The following is a 19,796-nucleotide window of genomic DNA, read 5'->3' as shown; positions in this document are numbered from 1 at the left end:
ACGGCGATCCCGGAAACCGCTCCATCCACACCTGGTACCAAGGAGAAGATATGCAACACAAGATGACACTGCTGGCAGGCGCAGCGCTGGTTGCGGCGATGTCGGTGGCGGGGACGGCCAACGCTCAATCGACGGAAGACGTGAAGGTCGGTTTCGCCGGCCCGATGACGGGCGCGCAGGCGCACTACGGCAAGGACTTCCAGAACGGCATCACGCTGGCGGTCGAAGACATGAACGCGACGAAGCCGGTGATCGGCGGCAAGCAGGTTCGCTTCGTGCTCGACGCCGCCGACGACCAGGCTGACCCGCGCACCGGCACGACCGTCGCGCAGAAGCTCGTGGACGACGGCATCAAGGGCATGCTCGGCCACTTCAACTCGGGCACGACGATCCCGGCATCGCGCATCTACGCGAACGCGGGCATTCCCGAAATCGCGATGGCGACGGCACCTGAGTACACGCAGCAAGGCTTCAAGACCACCTTCCGCATGATGACGTCCGACACGCAGCAAGGTTCGGTTGCCGGCGCGTTCGCGGTCAAGACGCTGGGCGTGAAGAAGATCGTGATCATCGACGACCGCACGGCTTACGGCCAGGGTCTCGCCGATCAGTTCGAGAAGGCGGCGAAGGCTGCGGGCGGCACGATCGTCGATCGCGAATTCACGAACGACAAGGCCGTGGACTTCAAGTCGATCCTGACCAAGGTGAAGTCGGTCAGCCCGGATCTGATCTATTACGGCGGCGCCGATTCGCAAGCAGCGCCGATGGTCAAGCAGATGAAGGCGCTCGGCATCAAGGCGCCGCTGATGGGCGGCGAAATGGTCCACACGCCGACGTTCATCAAGATCGCGGGCGACGCGGCGAACGGCACGGTGGCATCGCTCGCCGGCCTGCCGCTGGAAGAAATGCCGGGCGGCAAGGACTACGTCGCGAAGTACAAGAAGCGTTTCAACGAAGACGTGCAAACGTACTCGCCGTACGCATACGACGGCGCAATGGCGATGTTCGCCGCGATGAAGAAGGCGAATTCGACCGATCCGGCGAAGTACCTGCCGGTGCTGGCCCAGACGTCGATGCCGGCTGTGACGTCGTCGAACCTTTCGTACGATGCGAAGGGTGACCTGAAGAACGGCGGCATCACGCTGTACAAGGTTGTCGACGGCAAGTGGACGACGCTGCAAAGCGTGGGCGGCAAGTAAGCTACTTTTTGCAGCTTGCTGTGACGTTGTGAGAACCCCGCTTCGGCGGGGTTTTTTTAGGGTTACAGGCGGGGCCTTTCTCTATTCCCCGCGCAATTTCCTCCCCTGCTCCCGAATCTGCTCGAGCGTCGCGCCTGGCGTACTCGCTTCCTGCGGCATGCGAACCTCGATTACCGCCGCGCGCTTCGCTTCCAATGAACGCTGCAACGCCGGCAGAAAATCTTCGGTACGTTCCACCGTTTCGCCGTGTGCGCCGAACGATCGCGCGAATGCCGCGAAGTCGGGATTCGTGAGCCCGGTGCCATGCACGCGGTTCGGATAATGCCGTTCCTGATGCATGCGGATCGTGCCGAAGTGCCCGTTGTTCACGACAATGAAAAGCACATGCAAGTCGTATTGCATCGCCGTCGCGAGTTCCTGCGCAGCCATCATGAAGCAGCCGTCGCCGGCCAGCGCGACCACCGCGCGTTGCGGATAGAGCGACTTCGCCGCGATCGCCGCAGGCACGCCGTAGCCCATCGCGCCGCTCGTCGGTGCAAGTTGCGAGCGGTAGTGCCGATACGAAAAGTGCCGATGCAGCCACGTCGCGTAATTGCCTGCGCCGTTGGTCAGGATCGCGTCGTCAGGAAGATGCGCGCGCAACTGTTGAATGACTTCGCCCATCTGCACATCGCCGGGAATCGGGCGAGGCTTGCGCCACTCCAGATACGCGCGATGCGCTTCGTCCGCCGCGCCGCTCCATGCGAGTGTTTCGGCCGACGGCTTCAAGGCCGCCAGCGCCGCCGTCAGTTCCGGCATGCCGGAGACGATCGGCAGATCGGCCGCATAAACGCGTCCCAACTCTTCCGCGCCCTGATGAACGTGAACCAGCGTCTGCTTGGTCTTCGGAATGTCGAGCAGCGTGTAGCCATTCGTCGTCGCCTCGCCGAGTCGCGGCCCGAGCACGAGCAGCAGATCGGCATCGCGGATACGCTGCGCGAGTGCCGGATTGATGCCGAGCCCGACATCGCCGGCATAGTTCGGATGCTCGTTATCGAGCGTGTCCTGGAAGCGGAACGCGAGGCCAACCGGCAATTGCCAGTTCTCGACGAAGCGTTGCAGGTCCGCGCATGCATGAGACGTCCAGCCGCTGCCGCCCGCAATGGCCATTGGCCGTTGCGCGCGCTCGAGCAGTTCGCGAAGCCTGTCGATCTGTGCCGCCGACGGCGACGCCGCCACTCGCTGATAAGCCGGCGCGCCGGGCACGGCGTCGCATGCATCGCTCAGCACGTCTTCGGGCAAGGACAGCACGACAGGTCCAGGACGCCCGGATGTCGCCGTGTGAAACGCGTGACTCAGATACTCGGGAATGCGCTTCGGATCGTCGATCTGCGCAACCCATTTCGCCATCTGACCGAACATGCGCCGATAGTCGATCTCCTGAAACGCTTCGCGGTCGAGATGCTCGCGCGCGCATTGGCCGATCAGCAGAATCATCGGCGTCGAGTCCTGAAACGCGGTGTGTACGCCGATGGACGCATGCGTCGCGCCGGGTCCCCGCGTGACGAGCGCGACGCCTGGCCGGCCGGTCAGCTTGCCGACCGCTTCGGCCATGTTCGCGGCCGCCGCTTCATGGCGGCAGACAATCGTCTGAATGCGCGTGGTCTCGTCGTGCAGTGAGTCGAGCACCGCGAGAAAGCTCTCGCCGGGCACACAGAAAACGCGCTCGACACCGTGCGTGAGCAACGCATCGACGACGAGGCGCGCGCCGGTCGTTCGAGCGGCGGCAGAATCGGAAACGGGAGCATTCGGCAGCGACATTGCGATGGGGCCTCCAGGCAGTGAGTGCGGTGAGTGCAGTGAGTGCAAGTGAGCCCCGACAGCTTACGCCGACAGCGTGTGCAGTGTCACGGCGCAGCGCAATGCATGGTCACGCCGCGGACATGGCCCCGCGAATGCGCAAACAAAAACGCGGGCCGAAGAGCCCGCGTTTCGATACGCCGCGATCATCGAATCGCCCATCAACACTCGACGATATTCACCGCCAAACCGCCGCGCGAGGTTTCCTTGTACTTCGTCTTCATATCCGCGCCGGTCTCGCGCATGGTCTTGATGACCGAATCGAGCGACACGTAGTGACTGCCGTCGCCGCGCAACGCCATGCGCGCCGCGTTGACCGCTTTCACCGATGCCATTGCATTGCGCTCGATGCACGGAATCTGCACCATGCCGCCGACCGGATCGCACGTGAGCCCGAGATTGTGTTCCATGCCGATCTCGGCCGCGTTCTCGACCTGCCTCGGCGTGCCGCCCATTACCGCAGCGAGCGCGCCCGCGGCCATCGAGCACGCGACGCCCACTTCGCCCTGACACCCCACTTCGGCACCGGAAATGGACGCGTTCAGCTTGTACAGAATGCCGATAGCCGCCGCGGTCATCAGGAAGTCGATCACGCCCTGCTCATTCGAGCCGGGCATGAAGCGTGTGTAGTAATGCAGCACGGCCGGGATGATGCCCGCCGCGCCGTTGGTCGGCGCGGTGACGACGCGCCCTCCCGCGGCGTTTTCCTCGTTGACGGCGATCGCATACAGGTTGATCCAGTCGACCATCGAAAGCGGATCGCGCAACGCCAGCTCAGGGTTGCCCGACAGCGCACGATAGAGCTGCGGCGCGCGGCGCTTCACCTGGAACGGGCCCGGCAGATTGCCGTCCGCGTCGGGATTGTTGATGCCGCAACCACGCGACACGCACGACTGCATCACGTTCCAGATTTTCAGCAGGCCCGCGCGCGTTTCTTCTTCGGTATGCCAGACGCGCTCGTTGTCCCACATCAATTGCGCAATGCTTTTACCGGTCGATTCGCACAGCGCGAGCAACTCGTTGCCGCTGCGAAACGAGTGCGGCAATTGATCGACGGCAGCCAGCACTTTCGTGTTCGGCGCGCCGGCCGTCACAACGAATCCACCGCCTACCGACAGATACGTCGATTCGCGCAACGTCTCGCCGTTTGCGTCGAACGCGCGCAGCTTGAGTCCGTTCGGATGTTCGGCCAGCGCCTGGCGGTAAAACGAAATGTGGTCCTTCTGCACGAACGGGATTTCATGCGTGCCGAGCAATGCCAGCTTGCGCGTGCTGCGCACGGCTTCCAGTCGCTCTGCAATCGTGTCGGGATTCACTGTGTCGGGCGCGTCGCCCATCAGACCGAGCATCACGCCGCGATCCGTGCCGTGACCTTTGCCCGTCGCGCCGAGCGAGCCGTACAGATCGACCTTCACCGAGGCCGTGTTCGCAAGGAGCCCGTCGCGTTCGAGCCCTTGCGCGAACATCAGCGCCGCGCGCATCGGCCCGACCGTATGCGAGCTCGACGGACCGATGCCGATTTTGAAGAGATCGAACACACTGACTGCCATTGACTGCTCCCTGCTGATGAAATGTTGGTTTAGCGCGCCGGCATCGGCAAACACACGGCAAGCCATGCGGGCGGCGTTGCTGCAAGTTGCAGCGCGATCGGCGTATAGCGTCCGTCGAGACGCGCCGCCAGATGAAAGAGCTCCGTCGCGTTCTTCGGGTCCCATTGACCCGAGTAGCCGGGCAAGCCGGCTTCGCGACGTTTGGCGTCGAAGGCGACGCTCGAATGCACGAATTCCTCGTGCGTCTTGCTGCCGGCCGCATACGGCGCGAGCCAGTTGAGGGCAGCTTGCAGCGACGCGCCGTTCGCGCCCTTCTCCGGCAGCCAGTTGCGGTTGTGGCGGCGCGCCGCAACGGCGGCCGTGACCAGCGGCTGCAGATCGTAAGTGACGTAGTGCAGCGCATCACGTTCGGCGAAATCGACGGTCGAACCATTCGGCTCGATGTTGTCGCCGACATGCTCGACAAAGAGACGCTGCGCCGCGTTGATCATCTTGCGGTTGTCGAGCGTGAAGGCGGCCATTGCAATCAGTTTGATCCGGTGGCTTTGCCAGTTGTTCCGGTAATTGCCTTTCAATGGACGCGGCTGCTCGTCGATCTGCGCGATATAGCCGTTCGCGAGCTTCGTCAGAAACGCCATCGACGCATTGCGCGTTTTCACGGGCAGCGCGCTCGCGGTCATGTCGTACGCGAGAATCAGCCCTTCGAAATGCGTTTCGTCGATGGGATTGAAGCTCGGCTGATAAGTCGTGACCCACGCGTACAGCAAGCGATCGACGAGCTTGAGATAGCGGTCGTCGCTCGTTGCGCGCCACGCGAGCGCGGCGTCGCGCAGCAAGTCCAGATCTTTTTCCGCCTCGACGCTCTGATCGTAAATGCCCTCGTGCGGCAGCGTGCCTTCGGTGTGCAGCTTGGCCTGCGCGTGCGGCCGGTCGTTCAGATGCGCCTGCACATTGCTCACCAACGCCTTCACGCCGGGATCGGCGTTCGTGCGCTCGCTGGTTTGCCACGCGGGCGCCGCGCAAAAATTCATTGCGGCGTACGCGTGCCGCAGCGGCAGCAACGCGGCGGCGCCGGCGAACAGCATGGCGCCCGCTTGCCGCCGCATATGAATGCGCGTCGCTTTGGCCAGGCTTTGCATCAATCGCACCTTTCGCACCATGCGAAACTCCTCGTTGGGCTGATTTGGTGTGTGATGTTAGCCGTTTGCGGCCTGGAGCGACAGAAGCGCGCGCCGCCCGTCTATCAGCACGGGTAACGCGCGCCGAAGGCAACGCTTACTCGTAATCGGCGACCGGCACGCAGGAGCAGAACAGGTTGCGATCGCCATACACGTTGTCCGCGCGGCCGACCGGCGGCCAGTACTTCTTCGCGATTAACGTGGGCAGCGGATACGCGGCCGTTTCGCGCGCATACGTGTGCTTCCAGTCGTCGGCGATCACCACTGCGGCCGTGTGCGGCGCGTGCTTCAGCGGATTATCTTCGCGGTCCGAATGGCCTTCTTCCACCGCGCGAATTTCCTCGCGGATCGCAATCATCGCTTCGATGAAACGGTCGAGTTCTTCCTTCGATTCCGATTCGGTCGGCTCGACCATCAGCGTGCCCGGCACCGGGAAGCTCATGGTCGGCGCATGGAAGCCGTAGTCCGCGAGGCGCTTCGCGACGTCGTCGACGGTGATGCCGCTCGTTTCCTTGATCGGACGCAAATCCAGAATGCATTCGTGCGCGACGAGTCCGCCGGGGCCCGAATACAGCACCGGATAATGCGGCGCGAGTTTCTTCGCGACGTAGTTCGCATTGAGGATCGCGGTTTCGGTCGCGGCGGTCAGGTTTTTCGCGCCCATCATCGCGATGTACATCCACGAGATCGGCAGGATCGACGCCGAGCCGTACGGTGCGCCCGACACAGCGCCGATGCCGTTCGGCGCGCGCTCATAGCCCGACGAAATCTGGTTCGGCAGGAACTGCGCGAGATGCGCGCCGACCGCGACCGGACCGACGCCGGGGCCGCCGCCGCCGTGCGGAATGCAGAACGTCTTGTGCAGATTCAGGTGCGAGACGTCGCCGCCGAATTGACCCGGCGCCGTCAGGCCGACCATCGCGTTCATGTTCGCGCCGTCCACATAGACCTGGCCGCCGCGCGCATGCACGATCTCGCAGATTTCGCGCACGTTCGCCTCGAATACGCCGTGCGTCGACGGATACGTAATCATGATCGCCGCGAGTTTGTCGGCGTGCTGATCGGCTTTCTTCTTCAGATCTTCGATGTCGACGTTGCCCTGCGCGTCGCACGCAACCACCACGACCTGCATGCCCGCCATTTGCGCCGAAGCCGGGTTCGTGCCGTGCGCCGAAGCCGGAATCAGGCAGACATTGCGATGCGCTTCGCCGCGCGACGCGTGGTACGCGTGAATAATCAGCAGGCCCGCGTACTCGCCTTGCGAGCCCGCGTTGGGTTGCAGCGACACGGCTGCATAGCCGGTTGCCGCGACCAGCATCGCTTCGAGCTGATCGATCATTTCGCGGTAGCCGACGGTTTGCTCAGCGGGCGCGAACGGATGAATCTGGCCGAACTCGGGCCACGTGACCGGCAGCATTTCCGAGGTCGCGTTTAGCTTCATCGTGCACGAGCCGAGCGGAATCATCGAGCGGTCGAGCGCGAGGTCCTTGTCCGACAGGCTGCGCAAATAACGCAGCATTTCCGTTTCCGAATGATGACGGTTGAACACGTGGTGCGTGAGGTACGCGCTCGTCCGTTCGAGCGATGCCGGCACCGATGCGGTGTTCGACGCGGTCAGCGCAGAGTCGAGCGCGTCGACTTGCGGGACATCGCGCGCGCCGGCGGCTTGCGCAAACACCGCGAGCAGATCGGCGAGATCGGCGCGCGTGGTCGTTTCGTCGATGGACACGCCGACTTGCGTACCGCTCACGCGGCGCAGGTTGATGCGCTTCGCGTTGGCCGCGTCGTGCAGCGCCTGCGTGCGCGCGCCCGCGTCGAACGTGAGCGTGTCGAAAAACGTTTCGTTGACGAGCGTGTAGCCGAGCTGCTTCGCGCCTTCCGCGAGCAATGCGGCGATGCGGTTCACGCGCAACGCGATGGTCTTCAGGCCGCGCGGGCCGTGATAAACCGCGTACATGCTCGCCATGATCGCGAGCAGCGCTTGCGCGGTACACACGTTCGACGTCGCCTTCTCGCGGCGAATATGTTGTTCGCGCGTTTGCAGCGCGAGACGCAGCGCGGGATTGCCTTGCGCGTCGACGGTCACGCCGACGAGACGGCCCGGCATCTGACGCTTGAATTCGTCGCGCACGGCGAGATACGCCGCGTGCGGACCGCCGAAGCCAACCGGCACGCCAAAGCGCTGCGTGTTGCCGACAGCCACGTCCGCGCCCCACTCGCCCGGCGGCGTCAGCACGGTCAGCGCGAGCAGATCGGCGGCGACCACCACGTGGCCGCCCGCTGCGTGGATCGCTTCGGTGAGCGCGCGGTAGTCGCGCACGTCGCCGTTCACGCCCGGATATTGCAGCAGCACGCCGAATGCGTTCGCGTTCGCGGCTTCATCTGCGGGGCCGACTTTCACTTCGATGCCGACCGGGGTTGCGCGCGTCTTTATCACTTCGACAGTTTGCGGCAACACGTCGTCGGCGACATAGAACACGTTCGACTTCGGCTTGCCGACGCGTTGCAGCAGCGTCATCGCTTCGGCTGCGGCGGTGGCTTCGTCGAGCAGCGACGCGTTCGAAATCGCGAGCCCCGTCAGATCGATCACCATCTGCTGGAAGTTGAGCAGCGCTTCGAGTCGGCCTTGCGAGATTTCCGGCTGATACGGCGTGTACGCCGTGTACCAGGCCGGATTTTCGAGCACGTTGCGCAGGATCACCGTCGGCGTGTGCGCGTTGTAATAACCCTGCCCGATGTACGAGCGGAACACCTGGTTTTTGTCCGCGAGTTCGCGCAATGCGGCGAGCGCTTCCGCTTCGCTTTTCGGTTGCGTGAACGGACCGAGCGGCAGCGGCTCGGTGCGGCGGATCGTCTTCGGAATGACGGCGTCGATCAGCGCGGCGCGCGACGCGAAGCCCAACGCTTCGAGCATGGCCTGCTGGTCGGCCGCATCCGGGCCGATGTGCCGTTCGGCGAAGGCGTCATGCACTTCGAGCGCGGCAAGCGAGAGAGGAGTGCGGTTCATCAGACGATCCGGGTGTTCGAGCTTCATGGTGTTCCTGGCGGTGCGACTGTCCTTGCGCGAAGGGCGCGCCGCACCTGACGGTTAGACGAGAGGTGAATCAGGCGCCGATCGACTTCGTGTACGCGTCGGCGTCGATCAGACGGTCGAGCGTGGCGTCCGCGGCCGGCTTGATCTTGAAGAGCCAGCTTTCGTACGGCGTGCTGTTGACCGAATCCGGCGAGTCGGACACGGCGCTGTTCGCTTCGATCACTTCGCCCGAGACCGGCGCGTAAATGTCCGACGCGGCTTTCACCGATTCGATCACCGCGACCGTGTCGCCGGCGGTCACGGTCTTGCCCAGTTCCTGGACTTCGAAGAAGACGATGTCGCCGAGCGCTTCCTGCGCATGGTCGGTAATGCCGACCGTCAGCGTGCCGTCCGCTTCGGTGCGGACCCATTCGTGCGATTCGGTGTATTTCAGATCGGCCGGGATGCTCATCGGATGCTCCTATGCGGTGTGATTCGGTAGTGACTGGATAAGGGACGCGCGCGCCGGTGGCTTGCGGAGGCTCAGGCCGCCGCGAGCACTTTGCCGTTGCGCACGAACGGCAGTTTTACCACGCTTGCAGGAACGGATTTGTCGCGAATCTGCACATGAACCGTGTCGCCCGGCTGCACGCCTTGCGGCACGCGCGCGAAGGCGATCGATTCCTGCATCGTCGGGGAAAATGTGCCGCTGGTGATTTCGCCCTCGCCGTGCGGCGTGACGACCTTCTGATGCGCGCGCAGCACGCCTGCGGCCTTGCCGTTTTCCTTGCGCAAGATCAGGCCGACGAATGCGGCCTTCGAGCCGTCCAGTTCGAGCCTGCTTTTGCCGACGAATTCGCGCGGCGAAGCGAGGTCGACCGTCCACGCGAGACCGGCGTCGAGCGGCGAGGTGTTGTCGTCCATGTCCTGGCCGTACAGATTCATGCCGGCTTCGAGGCGCAGCGTGTCGCGCGCGCCGAGACCGGCGGGGCGCACGCCTTGCGCTTGCAGCGCGTTCCACAGCGCAACCACGTGGTCCGCAGGAACGATGATCTCGAAGCCGTCTTCGCCGGTGTAGCCGGTGCGGGCGACGGTCAGCTCGCCGAACGGCGCGGTTTCGATGCGCGCGGCGTTGAAGGGCTTCAGCGCCTCAGTGGCGGCGCGGAGGGAGGGCGCCGTCTGCCAGACCTTCTCACGTGCGTTCGGACCTTGCACGGCGACGATCGCGAGATCGCGGCGCGGCGTGATCGTCAGGCCGAAGCCGCCTTCGTTCAGTTGATTGAACCACGCGATGTCTTTGTCGGCGGTGCCCGCGTTGACGACCACGCGGAAATGATCTTCGCCGAAGTAATAGACGATCAGATCATCGATCACGCCGCCGTCGGGGTTCAGCATGCACGAGTAGAGCGCGCGGCCCGGTGTTTGCAGCTTGCCGACGTTGTTGGCCAGCGCGTATTCGAAGAACGCACGCACGCGCTCGCCGGTGAAATCGACGACGCACATGTGCGAGACGTCGAACATGCCCGCGTCGGTGCGCACCGCGCGGTGTTCGTCGATCTGCGAGCCGTAGTTGACGGGCATGTCCCAGCCGCCGAAATCGACCATGCGGGCATTCAGCGCGCGATGGGTGGCGTTGAGCGGAGTGTGTTTGAGTTCGGTCATGGGGCCTCGGGCGTCTCGCGAAACAAAAAAGGCCATGCGGCGCCGCGCCTCGCGCCTTTAGCGGCGAGCGTGGTGCTGCATGGCCCCTCTGTCCTCGATACCTGAGAGATTGCGCTGCCGTGGCGATATGGATTCGCCACGGTGAACGCGCGCCCCTTCGGTGGGCAGCTTGCCGGGTCTGCGCGGCGTGTGCGACGCAGACGGCTACTGCCGCTCTCCAGAGTGCGAAAAACCGCGCCTCGATGTTTGCCAGCGTATTGCCTGGCTGTTACGTGGGCGCGAGTTTTTCGACGCGGTCGGTCCTTTTGCCTGAGAGTTTCCGGGTGTGCCCCTTCGGCGGCGCGGCCTGCGAATTCAGCGGCCAGCGCGCTCTCCCGACGCGTGCGGCGAATGTACGCGAGGCCCGGAGGCTTGTCAAATAAAGGGCGTGTCCGCAGAAGGGCTGGTGCGCCGCCTTTGGGAGCGGCCTGGAGCCGGCATCTAGCGCCGGCTCGCCGTCATTCGCCGATCGCGCGCGCAGCGCCGTCGAGTTCCTCGTTGAGCACGCGCTGTTCGTCGGCGGACAGACCGCCGCCGTGCTGCGCGGCCATGTCGTGCGCTTCACGCCGGATCACCTCGAGCCGATGATGCAGCTCGCCCCCTTGCGGCGGCGGGTAATAGCCCTGATTCACGCGATTGTCGATACGGCGGCTCAGGTTGTCGATGCGGCCGTCGACCTGACGCAGCCGCTTGTCGGCAATCTGCTGCGGGTTCGGGCGCGGCGCCGGTTCGGGCTGCGGCGCGACCACACAGGCGGCGAGGGAACTGAGCAATGCGCATGCGGCGAGCGCGCGGATGATACGTGGCATGGACTCTCCGTGAAGTCGTTGTCGTTTTGCGATGCTACCCACGTAGCAACGGATCACGGCTCGCTCACGCTGACCCCAAAGGCCGGCCGATTTGTAACGTTATATTGCTTGCGGTTTTGTCAGTCGGCTGCCGGTCGCTTGCCTGTCGCCTGTCGAGGTTTGCCGGCGCGAGGTGCGAGATGCTTCGCTTCGCGCCGGCCTGGGCGTTTAACGAATGCGTTCGAACGGCAAGCGGATGCCTTCGTCGGAACTGCGCGCCGCGAGTTCGATGATCGTCATCACATCGACGGCGTCTTGCGGGCTCACGGGGAACTTCACGCCGTGTTGAATCGCGTCGGCGAGCGCGATATAGAAGCCCGCGTAATCGCCATTGCGCGTCGGCACTTCCCGCTCTGCTTCGCGATCGCCGTCGAGCACCCGCAGCGTGCCTGCCGCGTTGCCGGCGGCGAAGCCCTCGTCGCCCGGACGCAGGCCCGCTTTCAACTGGTCCTCTTGCGTGTCGAGCCCGTATTTCACGTAGCTGCCGCGCGTGCCGTGAATGACGAAGCGCGGCGCGACGATCGCCGTCAGCGCGCTTGCATGCAGCACGACTTCGAACGCGCCGTAGCCCAACTGGATATGCACGTAGTCGGGTGCGCTCGCCTGATCGCGATGCGTGCGCACCGTTGCCGCCACGGTCTGCGGCGCGCCGAACAGCGCGAGCGCCTGGTCGATCAGATGCGGCCCGAGGTCGAACAGCAGACCGCCGCCGCGCGACGCTTCCTCGCGCCAACGCTGGCGCACTTCGGGCCGGAAGCGGTCGAAATGCGATTCATAGTGCGTGACGCGCCCCAACTCGGCGCTCGCGAGCAGATCGCGCACGGTCAGAAAATCGCCGTCCCAGCGGCGGTTGTGAAACGGCACGAACAGCTTGCCCCGCGCGAGCGCGATGTTGGCGAGCGTGTGCGCGTCTGCGGCGGTGAGCGTCACCGGTTTGTCGACGACGACGTGCTTGCCCGCTTCCAGCGTGCGGCGCGCGAGGTCGAAGTGCGTGTCGTTCGGCGTGGCGATCACGACGCAGTCGATGTCGTCGAGCGCAAGCAGCGCGTCGAGGTCGGCGACGACTTTCGCGTGCGGATAGTCGGCGAGCGCGGCGTCGGGCTTGCCAGTGGCGATAGCCGCGACGCTCGCGCGGCCGCAGTGCGCGATCACCGGCGCATGAAAGGTCGCGCCGGCGAACCCGTAACCCATCAATCCCATTTTCAGCGATGCGGACATGCGTGTCTTCCTGCAAAAACGGCGCGCCGCTTTGCCACCGCGGCGGCGGCGCGCAACGCCGTCATTGTGGCATGGGCGCGCGGCGACGGAGCGTCGGCGAATCGCGTGAGATTTTCGCGCTGGCTGGTGGCGGCCGTGTGCCCGATGCGATTCGTCGGCCGAATTTATCCGCCGATTTCATCCGTGTTAGCATCGCTCCTCTCGCGCGAACCTGGGCGCGTCGACCGGCTTCAGATCACGCGCGGCGCGTATGTCGCAGCGCGCGCCGGGCGGCCACTCCGCTCGCTTCGCGACTTGCTGCAAGACTGTGCCGCGGCGCCGTGAGCGCCGCTTTAACGGCGCGTTTCCCCGAGGGCCGCGCCTTTCATAGCCGCGTCCTCGCAGCCGCATTTCAACCGCAACACCCCATCTACAGACGATGTCCGCAGGCCTCAATCCCGCTCAAAGTGAAGCGGTCCGTTATCTCGACGGGCCGTGTCTCGTGCTCGCCGGCGCAGGCAGCGGCAAGACGCGCGTGATCACGCAGAAAATCGCGCACCTGATCGAGGCGAAGGGCTTCGAGCCGCGCCACATCGCGGCCGTCACCTTTACCAACAAGGCCGCCGCGGAAATGCGCGAGCGCGTGGGCAAGCTGCTCCAGGGCAAGACGCTCACGACGCCCGGCAAGGAAGGCCGCAAGGTGCCCGTCAATCAGTTGACTGTGTGCACGTTCCACTCGCTCGGGGTGCAGATTCTGCGGCAGGAAGCCGAGCACGTCGGCCTGAAGCCGCAGTTCTCGATCATGGATTCCGACGACTGCTTTGGCATGATCCAGGAACAGGTCGGCTCGACGGACAAGGGCTTTATCCGCAAGATCCAGTCGATCATTTCGTTGTGGAAGAACGGCCTGATCATGCCCGACGAGGCGATGGCGATTGCCGCGAACGAAGACGAGCATCAGGCCGCGATCGTCTATCGCAACTATGTGGCGACGCTGCACGCGTATCAGGCAGTGGATTTCGACGATCTGATCCGCTTGCCCGCCGAACTCTTCGCGAAGAACGAGCAGGTGCGCGACCGTTGGCAAAACAAGCTGCGTTATTTGCTGATCGACGAGTATCAGGACACCAATGCATGCCAGTATGAATTGCTGAAGCAGCTCGCCGGCCCGCGCGCCGCGTTCACGGCCGTGGGCGACGACGACCAGGCGATCTACGGCTGGCGCGGCGCGACGCTCGAAAATCTCGCGCAGCTCGGCAAGGATTTTCCGAAGCTGCATGTGATCAAGCTCGAGCAGAATTATCGTTCGACGGTGCGCATTCTCACGGCCGCGAACAATGTGATCGCCAACAATCCGAAGCTCTTCGAAAAGAAGCTGTGGTCCGAGCACGGCATGGGCGATTCGATCACGGTGACTGGTTGCAACGACGAGGAGCACGAAGCCGAATCCGTCGTATTTCGTCTGTCGGCGCACAAGTTCGAGCGGCGCGCGAACTTCCGCGATTACGCGATTCTCTATCGAGGCAATTTCCAGGCGCGCATCTTCGAACAGGTGCTGCGCCGCGAGCGGATTCCGTATGTGCTGTCGGGCGGTCAGTCGTTTTTCGATAAGGCCGAGATCAAGGACATCTGCGCATATCTGCGCCTGATCGCCAACGCGAACGACGACCCCGCGTTCATCCGCGCGATCACCACGCCGCGGCGTGGCGTCGGCAATACGACGCTCGAAGCGCTCGGGTCGTTCGCGGGCCAGGCGAAGGTGTCGCTGTTCGAGGCCGTGTACATGGGCGGCATCGAGGCGCGCCTGTCGCCGCGTCAGATCGAACCGATGCGCGCGTTCTGCGACTTCATGCAGCGCCTCACCGACCGCGCCGAAAAAGATGCGGCCGGCACGCTGCTCGACGAGTTGATGGACGCGATCCACTACGAAGCGTATCTCTACGATGCATTCGACGAACGCCAGGCACAGGCGAAGTGGCAGAACGTGCTCGAGTTCATCGAATGGTTAAAGCGCAAGGGCACGAAGGCTGAGCCGGGCGATTCGGGATCGGCTGGGTCGGCGAATGGCGAAGCTACCGGTTACGACACGGCCGACGGTCTCACCGATACCGGCAAGAATCTGCTCGGTCTGATCCAGACGGTCGCTTTGATGTCGATGCTCGAAGGCCGCGAAGAAGATCCGGACGCGGTCAGGCTTTCGACCGTGCACGCGTCGAAGGGTCTCGAGTATCCGCATGTGTTTCTGGTGGGCGTCGAGGAAGGCATCATGCCGCATCGCGGCGGCGCGGACGACGAGCCGATCGACGACGGGCGCATCGAGGAAGAGCGCCGTCTGATGTATGTGGCGATCACGCGCGCGCAGCGTAGCCTGCATCTGAACTGGTGCAAGAAGCGCAAGCGCGCAAGAGAGACGGTGGTGTGCGAGCCGTCGCGGTTTATCCCCGAGATGCTGCTCGACGATGCGCCGCCGCCGACGCCCGAAGAAGCGCCGATGTCGCCGAAAGACCGGCTCGCGAGCTTGAAGGCGCTGTTGCAGAAGCCATGACGCGCGGCGTGGCTTGCTATCGTGAGTCCGCAAGACCACGCTGAGCAAAGGTGCTTCGGCTGGTTTCGCGGATGCGCGCGCTACAGTGGCGCGGCTAGTTGGTCGCGTTAGACGCATTACTCGCGCGCCTTCGAGCATGCCAACCGGAGATCGCCCGCATGACCTTGCCGCCGCACGCGCCTTACATTCGCGCGCTCGAAGCCTACATCGACGCAAAAGACAATACGCGCCCGCAGCGCATGGCCGACGCATTCGCGTCCGATGCCGAGCTCACCATTTCACTCGCCACGTCGACGATCGCGTTTCCCGCCCGCACGCTCGGGCTCGACGCGATCACGAAAACGCTCGTCACCGATTTCGGCGCGACTTACACGCGATGCCGCACGTATTACGTGTGCGACTCGCTGACGGTGCGCGACGGCGCGATCGACCCGCTGCCCTGGCTCGTGCTGATGCGCGAACCGGCGGCCGGCGCATTGCGCGTGGGGCACGGCGTGTATCGATGGACTTTCGACGACACGCCCGCCGTGAGCCGCTTTCATATCCACATCGCGCGCATGGACGTCGTGCCCGATGCCGACGGCGCGTTACTCGAAGCGTTGCAGGAAGGCTTGAGTTATCCGTGGCTCGCGCCCGCCGAGTTGCACGCGCGTTTTGCGGGGCATGCGCGCAGTGCGCCGAGGCTCGCATTCGTCGAGGCGTTCAGCCGTCCCGCCCCGGGCGCGGACGCTTGACCGCTTGGTTTTGAACAACGCCGCCGCATGAAAAAATCCCTGCCCGCGTAGGTGCACGCGGTGCAGGGATTTTCGTGGCGCGGCAAAAGCCGCGAAGCTGTTCGGTGCGTTACTTCACGGAGCTGACCATGTAATCGACGGCGGCCTTCACGTCCGCATCCGACGCATTCGATCCACCTTTCGGCGGCATCGCGCCCTTGCCGTGCAGCGCGTAGTTGTACACGGTGTCCATCGGCTCCTTCAGGCGCGGCGCCCACGCTTCCTTGTCGCCGAACTTCGGTGCGTTGAGCACGCCGGCCGCGTGACATGCCTGGCAAACCTGCTGATACAAGGCCTTGCCCGCTTGCGATGCATCAGCGCTTTGCGTCGCGCCGGCTGCGGGCGCCGCGGCGGTTTGCGGAACGCTCGCCATGGCGGCCATCGCTGCGGCGGCCTGAGCCGCGCCTGCGTCGGACGCGCCGCCTGCCGCCGCACCGGAAGCCGCGGTCGCAGCCGTCGCAGCGGACGCCGCCGCGGCGCCTGATGCCGGTTGCGCCGGTTCAGGGAAGCTCGCGCCCGAGTTGTTCGCCATGTACGCAACCGCGCGGGCGATCTCGAAGTCGCTGTAATCGTCGGGACTCGTGCCGCCGCGCGGGGGCATTCCGCCTTTGCCGGCGAGCGCCGTATGCAGCAACGTGTCGAAGCCTTGCGAGATCCGCGGCGCCCAGTCGGCCGTGTTGGTGAACTTCGGCGCGCCCGCTGCGCCCGACGCGTGACACGCCGAGCAGACCGCCTTGTAGACTTCCTCGCCCGTCTTGTAGACGCGCGGCGCGTTGGCGTCGCGAACGTCGACCTGGGCGAGTGGTTTGATGCGGGCGGTGACTTCGGCTTCGGAGAGACTGTCGGTGCCGGCGCCGGTGCGCGTCGAATTGTCGACGTAGTAAGCCAGCAGAACGATGATGATGATCGGCACAGCAAACCCGGCGATGACCGCGGCGATGAGCTGTCCTGGGGTTTTAATCGGGGCTCCGTGTGGTGCTTCGCTCATGCTTGTCTCGTCTCCGTGGGTATGTGAGCGGTACAGCGCGACGGCAACTTCTTGTTCTTGATCAGCCACGGACGATTATAGACGGAAGCTTTCGACGGCGGCGAGAGGCGCGGCGCGCTGTTCAGCAGGCGTTTACCCGCATCGTGCGAAGTGGCGTGGTAGGCATGCGGAGGCGCGTGAATGTGGCGGGATGGGAGCAGGGAAAGGCCGCGGAGGCCGTCCGGTGGACGGTATGGCCGAAACCGGGTATCCTTTCGGTCTCGCTTTGGCGCCGCAGCCGTTCTTCTGGTTGCCGCGCTGTCAAGTCGAAGCGCCCGTAGCTCAATGGATAGAGTACTGCCCTCCGAAGGCAGGGGTTGCTGGTTCGATCCCAGCCGGGCGCACCAACCCTCCCGAGGGTTGCGACGATCTACCTGTTTTGTGGATTTTCGCCACTGATGTCGTAAACGACATCAGTAGGTTGCACGAACGTCTATAAAAAGTCCCGTCTTAGATTTTTATCTCCGTTCGTCCACGACTTTGGCGACTCGACGCTCCGCCTCCAACTCGCGCAATCATTACACCTGTCTCAGCATGTGCTTTTCGCTGGGCTCTCTCAGCGTTCTCGCGCCTTCCCATGGACTCGACTTTTCCGTGCATGCGCTCGAGTACCCGCCTACGCGCTGGATAGACGCCCGCGTCCCAAAGCGCTCTATGCTCGCTGAGATAGACTTGGTCGAACTCGGCAGTCGTCGCCTTTCGGCGCGCCTCTGCAATTTCCTTACCATTCTGGACCAGGAGCGCCTGTTCAATGGGGAAGTTCCGCCGCAGAAATTTTGACGAGACCTCCAGAGTCCGCGCTGCTTCCGTCGCGTTGTTGACGCGGCCGTCACGAATCAATTCATCGAGTTCCCTGCGAAGGTCCTCCTTCGGCCGCTTGGCCCCCTCGCCGCCACTAGCAATAAGACGACGGTTCTGGCATCGCGGTGCCGGTAGAAGCGAAAGCATTACCCTGTTGCCAAGCAATATGTCCGCGATGGCACAGCCGCAGCAGTACGCGACGAGTGCCAGACGTGGGAGGCTCATACGGACTTGTCCTTTCATCCAGCCGTGCAATTGCGATTTGCTCACGCGGAGATGCGCAGCGAAGGGTGCATACTTCCCTTTGAAGAGAGTGTCGACCGCGTGCGTGAGGAACGCGGACTGAGCGGTCGTCGCGTGCCCGGCGTCGGCAAAGACCACTGCGTCATCAAGGAGCTCCGCAATAAGACGCGCGCTTTCGACTTCATAGTCTGACGCAGGCAACAGCGGGGCCGACTCTATCAACTTGGCGTTTTCTGTGACTTGGCGGGATGGCGATTCGGCCTGCCCCAAATTTGAAGCCCGCCGTTTCAGCTTGGGCCGATTAACGAGCTTCATGCGGTGCAATGGGCAAGCCGCCACTGCTTCGATGCTCCAAAGTAAGCGGTCGTAACAGTCACGCTGTCCTCGCAAATCGTCCTCATAGCAACGCGGACAGAAACGGCGCTTATCAGATAGCAGCACGAACGCCGAAACGACTCCTCTGAGCGGCAGCAGTGTACAAAGTTGAAGGTTGGTGCGCAGTGTGAGCGCGTTCAACGTATGAGCCCATTGATGCGCTTGCTCCGTATGGCTTGAAACGATGAGGCCATAATCGGCACGGCCAACGTCCCGAGCCATTCGGTCGCTGCTGACGCCGAAGAGTTCCTGGGCGGCGGGTCCAATGATTCTATTCGTCAGCGTCCAGCGCGCCATATCATGGGCAGCGCTTAGGCGCAAAATGTAGTTACCTAGGCTTTCGCGGTCCTCGCCGGAGCATCCGTAAGGCGGGAGGCTATAAAGAATCGACCGTGGCGGCGCGTCTTCAGGCCAACCGCCGGGTAATGTGGTACGGAACGGACTTTTCATCGGGCGCGCCCTCGCTGGTTGTTGCCACCGGTCTGTGCTTTCCTGGTCGCAAGGCTGGCGAGCAGCTCCGCTTCGTTCGGATAGTTAATCGGGTGAGTCGACGAGAGATAGGGTTTGACATTTTCCTCCCCGCTCAGGGTCTCCAAAGCGATAGTTTCGTATTCCGCCGTGGTGGGAAGCGCGCTCCAAACGTACTCGTCCTTCCACGATTGGCTGCCTTCAAAAGCACACGCAACTACCGCCTTGATAAGGGCGTTAGCCGCATACCCCGGCATGCCGAGGTGCGCGTAGAAGAGCCGCTCAACGTAGTTCTCCAGGTGGACCTCGAATGGCAACGGGATGTGGCTGGAGAAGTCTTTGACGAACTTGGTGAACGCGTCGAAGTCGTCCTGAGTTTCGTAATACCGTGGGAAGTGGACGACGCCGATACGACGGGCCAGTTGTCCGCTAGCGCGGACCAGCTTTTCGGAGCCATATGCACCGATGAGCAGCAGGTTCAAACTCGTGCGGTTGGCGAGAGACTTGAGAAGATTGCCGTATTGAAGCGGTTCCGTCTTCGAGTCGACGAAATGCACGGCTTCGTCGAGTATGAGGTGACGAACCTTCCGAAAACGAAGTGCTTGTTCGAACAGGAGCCGATAATCTCGAACGCCGTCAGCGGTCTTTCCGGCGGAAGTGGGTCCGCTGGGGAAATCCGGGGCGAGCGCATGGAGGTCATCCAGAAGATGCCGATAGAACAATCGCCAGTTGATATCTTTTCCGTCCGCAGCATCGACCTCGTTGAGTACGACCGGGATTACGCCGGGGTTCTCGCGTATCTCCACGTCATAAGGTTTAAGCAGTGTCTCCGTCTCGAGGCCGGCAAACGTGGATTTTCCGACACCGGTCGGTCCAACGACAATAGTGACGGAGAGCCCGGAACCAGGAATCATGTGCCTCTCGACCTCGTTCACGACGTTTGTGAGATTTCGGTGCATGAAGCGAAGGGACTTGAGGTACTCACCCTTTTGACTGGGACTTCCGTTCAAAGCCTGTTCGAAGCTGATTGAGCTCATAG

14 protein-coding genes, 1 tRNA gene and 2 riboswitches are annotated in these 19,796 nt (G+C 63.5%); of the genes, 4 read left to right on the top strand and 11 right to left on the bottom strand.

Features of this window, described 5'->3' with window-relative positions:
- The first annotated feature begins 50 nt into the window (after positions 1-50).
- Positions 51-1,199, top strand: a complete 1,149-nt coding sequence (locus tag ABIE53_RS01170) for a branched-chain amino acid ABC transporter substrate-binding protein (RefSeq protein ID WP_029971222.1) — start codon at positions 51-53, stop codon at positions 1,197-1,199.
- Positions 1,200-1,280: 81 nt separating this feature from the next.
- Here the strand turns inward: ABIE53_RS01170 and ABIE53_RS01165 are convergent, their stop codons facing one another.
- From ABIE53_RS01165 to ABIE53_RS01130, 8 genes are all read right to left on the bottom strand, one after another.
- Positions 1,281-2,999 carry a thiamine pyrophosphate-binding protein gene (locus ABIE53_RS01165; protein ID WP_114156624.1) on the bottom strand — a complete coding sequence of 573 codons (1,719 nt, stop codon included), beginning with the start codon at positions 2,997-2,999 and terminating at the stop codon, positions 1,281-1,283.
- Positions 3,000-3,199: 200 nt separating this feature from the next.
- Positions 3,200-4,588: an L-serine ammonia-lyase gene (locus ABIE53_RS01160; RefSeq protein ID WP_114156623.1), complete on the bottom strand. Its 1,389-nt coding sequence runs from the start codon at positions 4,586-4,588 to the stop codon at positions 3,200-3,202.
- Positions 4,589-4,617: 29 nt separating this feature from the next.
- Complete coding sequence (locus tag ABIE53_RS01155) at positions 4,618-5,748, bottom strand: alginate lyase family protein (RefSeq protein ID WP_114156622.1); 1,131 nt, start codon at positions 5,746-5,748, stop codon at positions 4,618-4,620.
- A gap of 115 nt (positions 5,749-5,863) precedes the next feature.
- Entirely contained in the window at positions 5,864-8,800 is a 2,937-nt protein-coding gene (gene gcvP / locus ABIE53_RS01150) for an aminomethyl-transferring glycine dehydrogenase (protein ID WP_114156621.1), read from the bottom strand.
- 70 nt (positions 8,801-8,870) lie between these two features.
- Positions 8,871-9,251 carry a glycine cleavage system protein GcvH gene (gene gcvH / locus ABIE53_RS01145; RefSeq protein WP_006050862.1) on the bottom strand — a complete coding sequence of 127 codons (381 nt, stop codon included), beginning with the start codon at positions 9,249-9,251 and terminating at the stop codon, positions 8,871-8,873.
- A gap of 71 nt (positions 9,252-9,322) precedes the next feature.
- Complete coding sequence (gene gcvT / locus ABIE53_RS01140) at positions 9,323-10,441, bottom strand: glycine cleavage system aminomethyltransferase GcvT (protein WP_114156620.1); 1,119 nt, start codon at positions 10,439-10,441, stop codon at positions 9,323-9,325.
- Positions 10,442-10,519: 78 nt separating this feature from the next.
- A riboswitch (glycine riboswitch) is annotated at positions 10,520-10,672 on the bottom strand.
- 56 nt (positions 10,673-10,728) lie between these two features.
- A riboswitch (glycine riboswitch) is annotated at positions 10,729-10,828 on the bottom strand.
- 110 nt (positions 10,829-10,938) lie between these two features.
- Positions 10,939-11,289: a hypothetical protein gene (locus ABIE53_RS01135; RefSeq protein WP_114156619.1), complete on the bottom strand. Its 351-nt coding sequence runs from the start codon at positions 11,287-11,289 to the stop codon at positions 10,939-10,941.
- A 207-nt stretch (positions 11,290-11,496) separates the two neighbouring features.
- On the bottom strand, positions 11,497-12,546 hold the full coding sequence (locus ABIE53_RS01130) for an oxidoreductase (RefSeq protein ID WP_114156618.1): 1,050 nt from the start codon (positions 12,544-12,546) through the stop codon (positions 11,497-11,499).
- Positions 12,547-12,964: 418 nt separating this feature from the next.
- On the opposite strand from ABIE53_RS01130, the gene ABIE53_RS01125 reads away from it, so the two are divergent.
- Together ABIE53_RS01125 and ABIE53_RS01120 are read left to right on the top strand one after the other, a co-directional pair.
- Positions 12,965-15,070 (top strand): UvrD-helicase domain-containing protein, encoded by a 2,106-nt coding sequence (locus ABIE53_RS01125; protein WP_114156616.1) that lies wholly within the window; start codon positions 12,965-12,967, stop codon positions 15,068-15,070.
- Between the two features lie 158 nt (positions 15,071-15,228).
- Positions 15,229-15,804 (top strand): hypothetical protein, encoded by a 576-nt coding sequence (locus tag ABIE53_RS01120; protein WP_114156615.1) that lies wholly within the window; start codon positions 15,229-15,231, stop codon positions 15,802-15,804.
- A gap of 109 nt (positions 15,805-15,913) precedes the next feature.
- Here ABIE53_RS01120 and ABIE53_RS01115 read toward each other — a convergent pair whose 3' ends face one another.
- A complete protein-coding gene (locus ABIE53_RS01115; protein WP_053858889.1) occupies positions 15,914-16,831 on the bottom strand; it encodes a c-type cytochrome in 918 nt (305 codons plus the stop codon).
- 310 nt (positions 16,832-17,141) lie between these two features.
- Here ABIE53_RS01115 and ABIE53_RS01110 point away from each other — a divergent pair.
- Positions 17,142-17,217, top strand: a tRNA-Arg gene (locus ABIE53_RS01110).
- Positions 17,218-17,320: 103 nt separating this feature from the next.
- Here the strand turns inward: ABIE53_RS01110 and ABIE53_RS01105 are convergent.
- Together ABIE53_RS01105 and ABIE53_RS01100 are read right to left on the bottom strand one after the other, a co-directional pair.
- Entirely contained in the window at positions 17,321-18,739 is a 1,419-nt protein-coding gene (locus ABIE53_RS01105) for a TniQ family protein (protein ID WP_192700422.1), read from the bottom strand.
- A complete protein-coding gene (locus ABIE53_RS01100) occupies positions 18,736-19,794 on the bottom strand; it encodes an ATP-binding protein (protein WP_192700421.1) in 1,059 nt (352 codons plus the stop codon). Before ABIE53_RS01100 ends, ABIE53_RS01105 begins: the two co-directional genes overlap by 4 nt.
- Between the last annotated feature and the right edge of the window lie 2 nt (positions 19,795-19,796).

The sequence above is a fragment of the Paraburkholderia sp. OAS925 genome (assembly GCF_040543975.1).
In the GTDB taxonomy this organism is placed as follows: Bacteria; Pseudomonadota; Gammaproteobacteria; order Burkholderiales; family Burkholderiaceae; genus Paraburkholderia; species Paraburkholderia graminis.
This window is presented reverse-complemented; position numbering and strand designations above follow the sequence as displayed.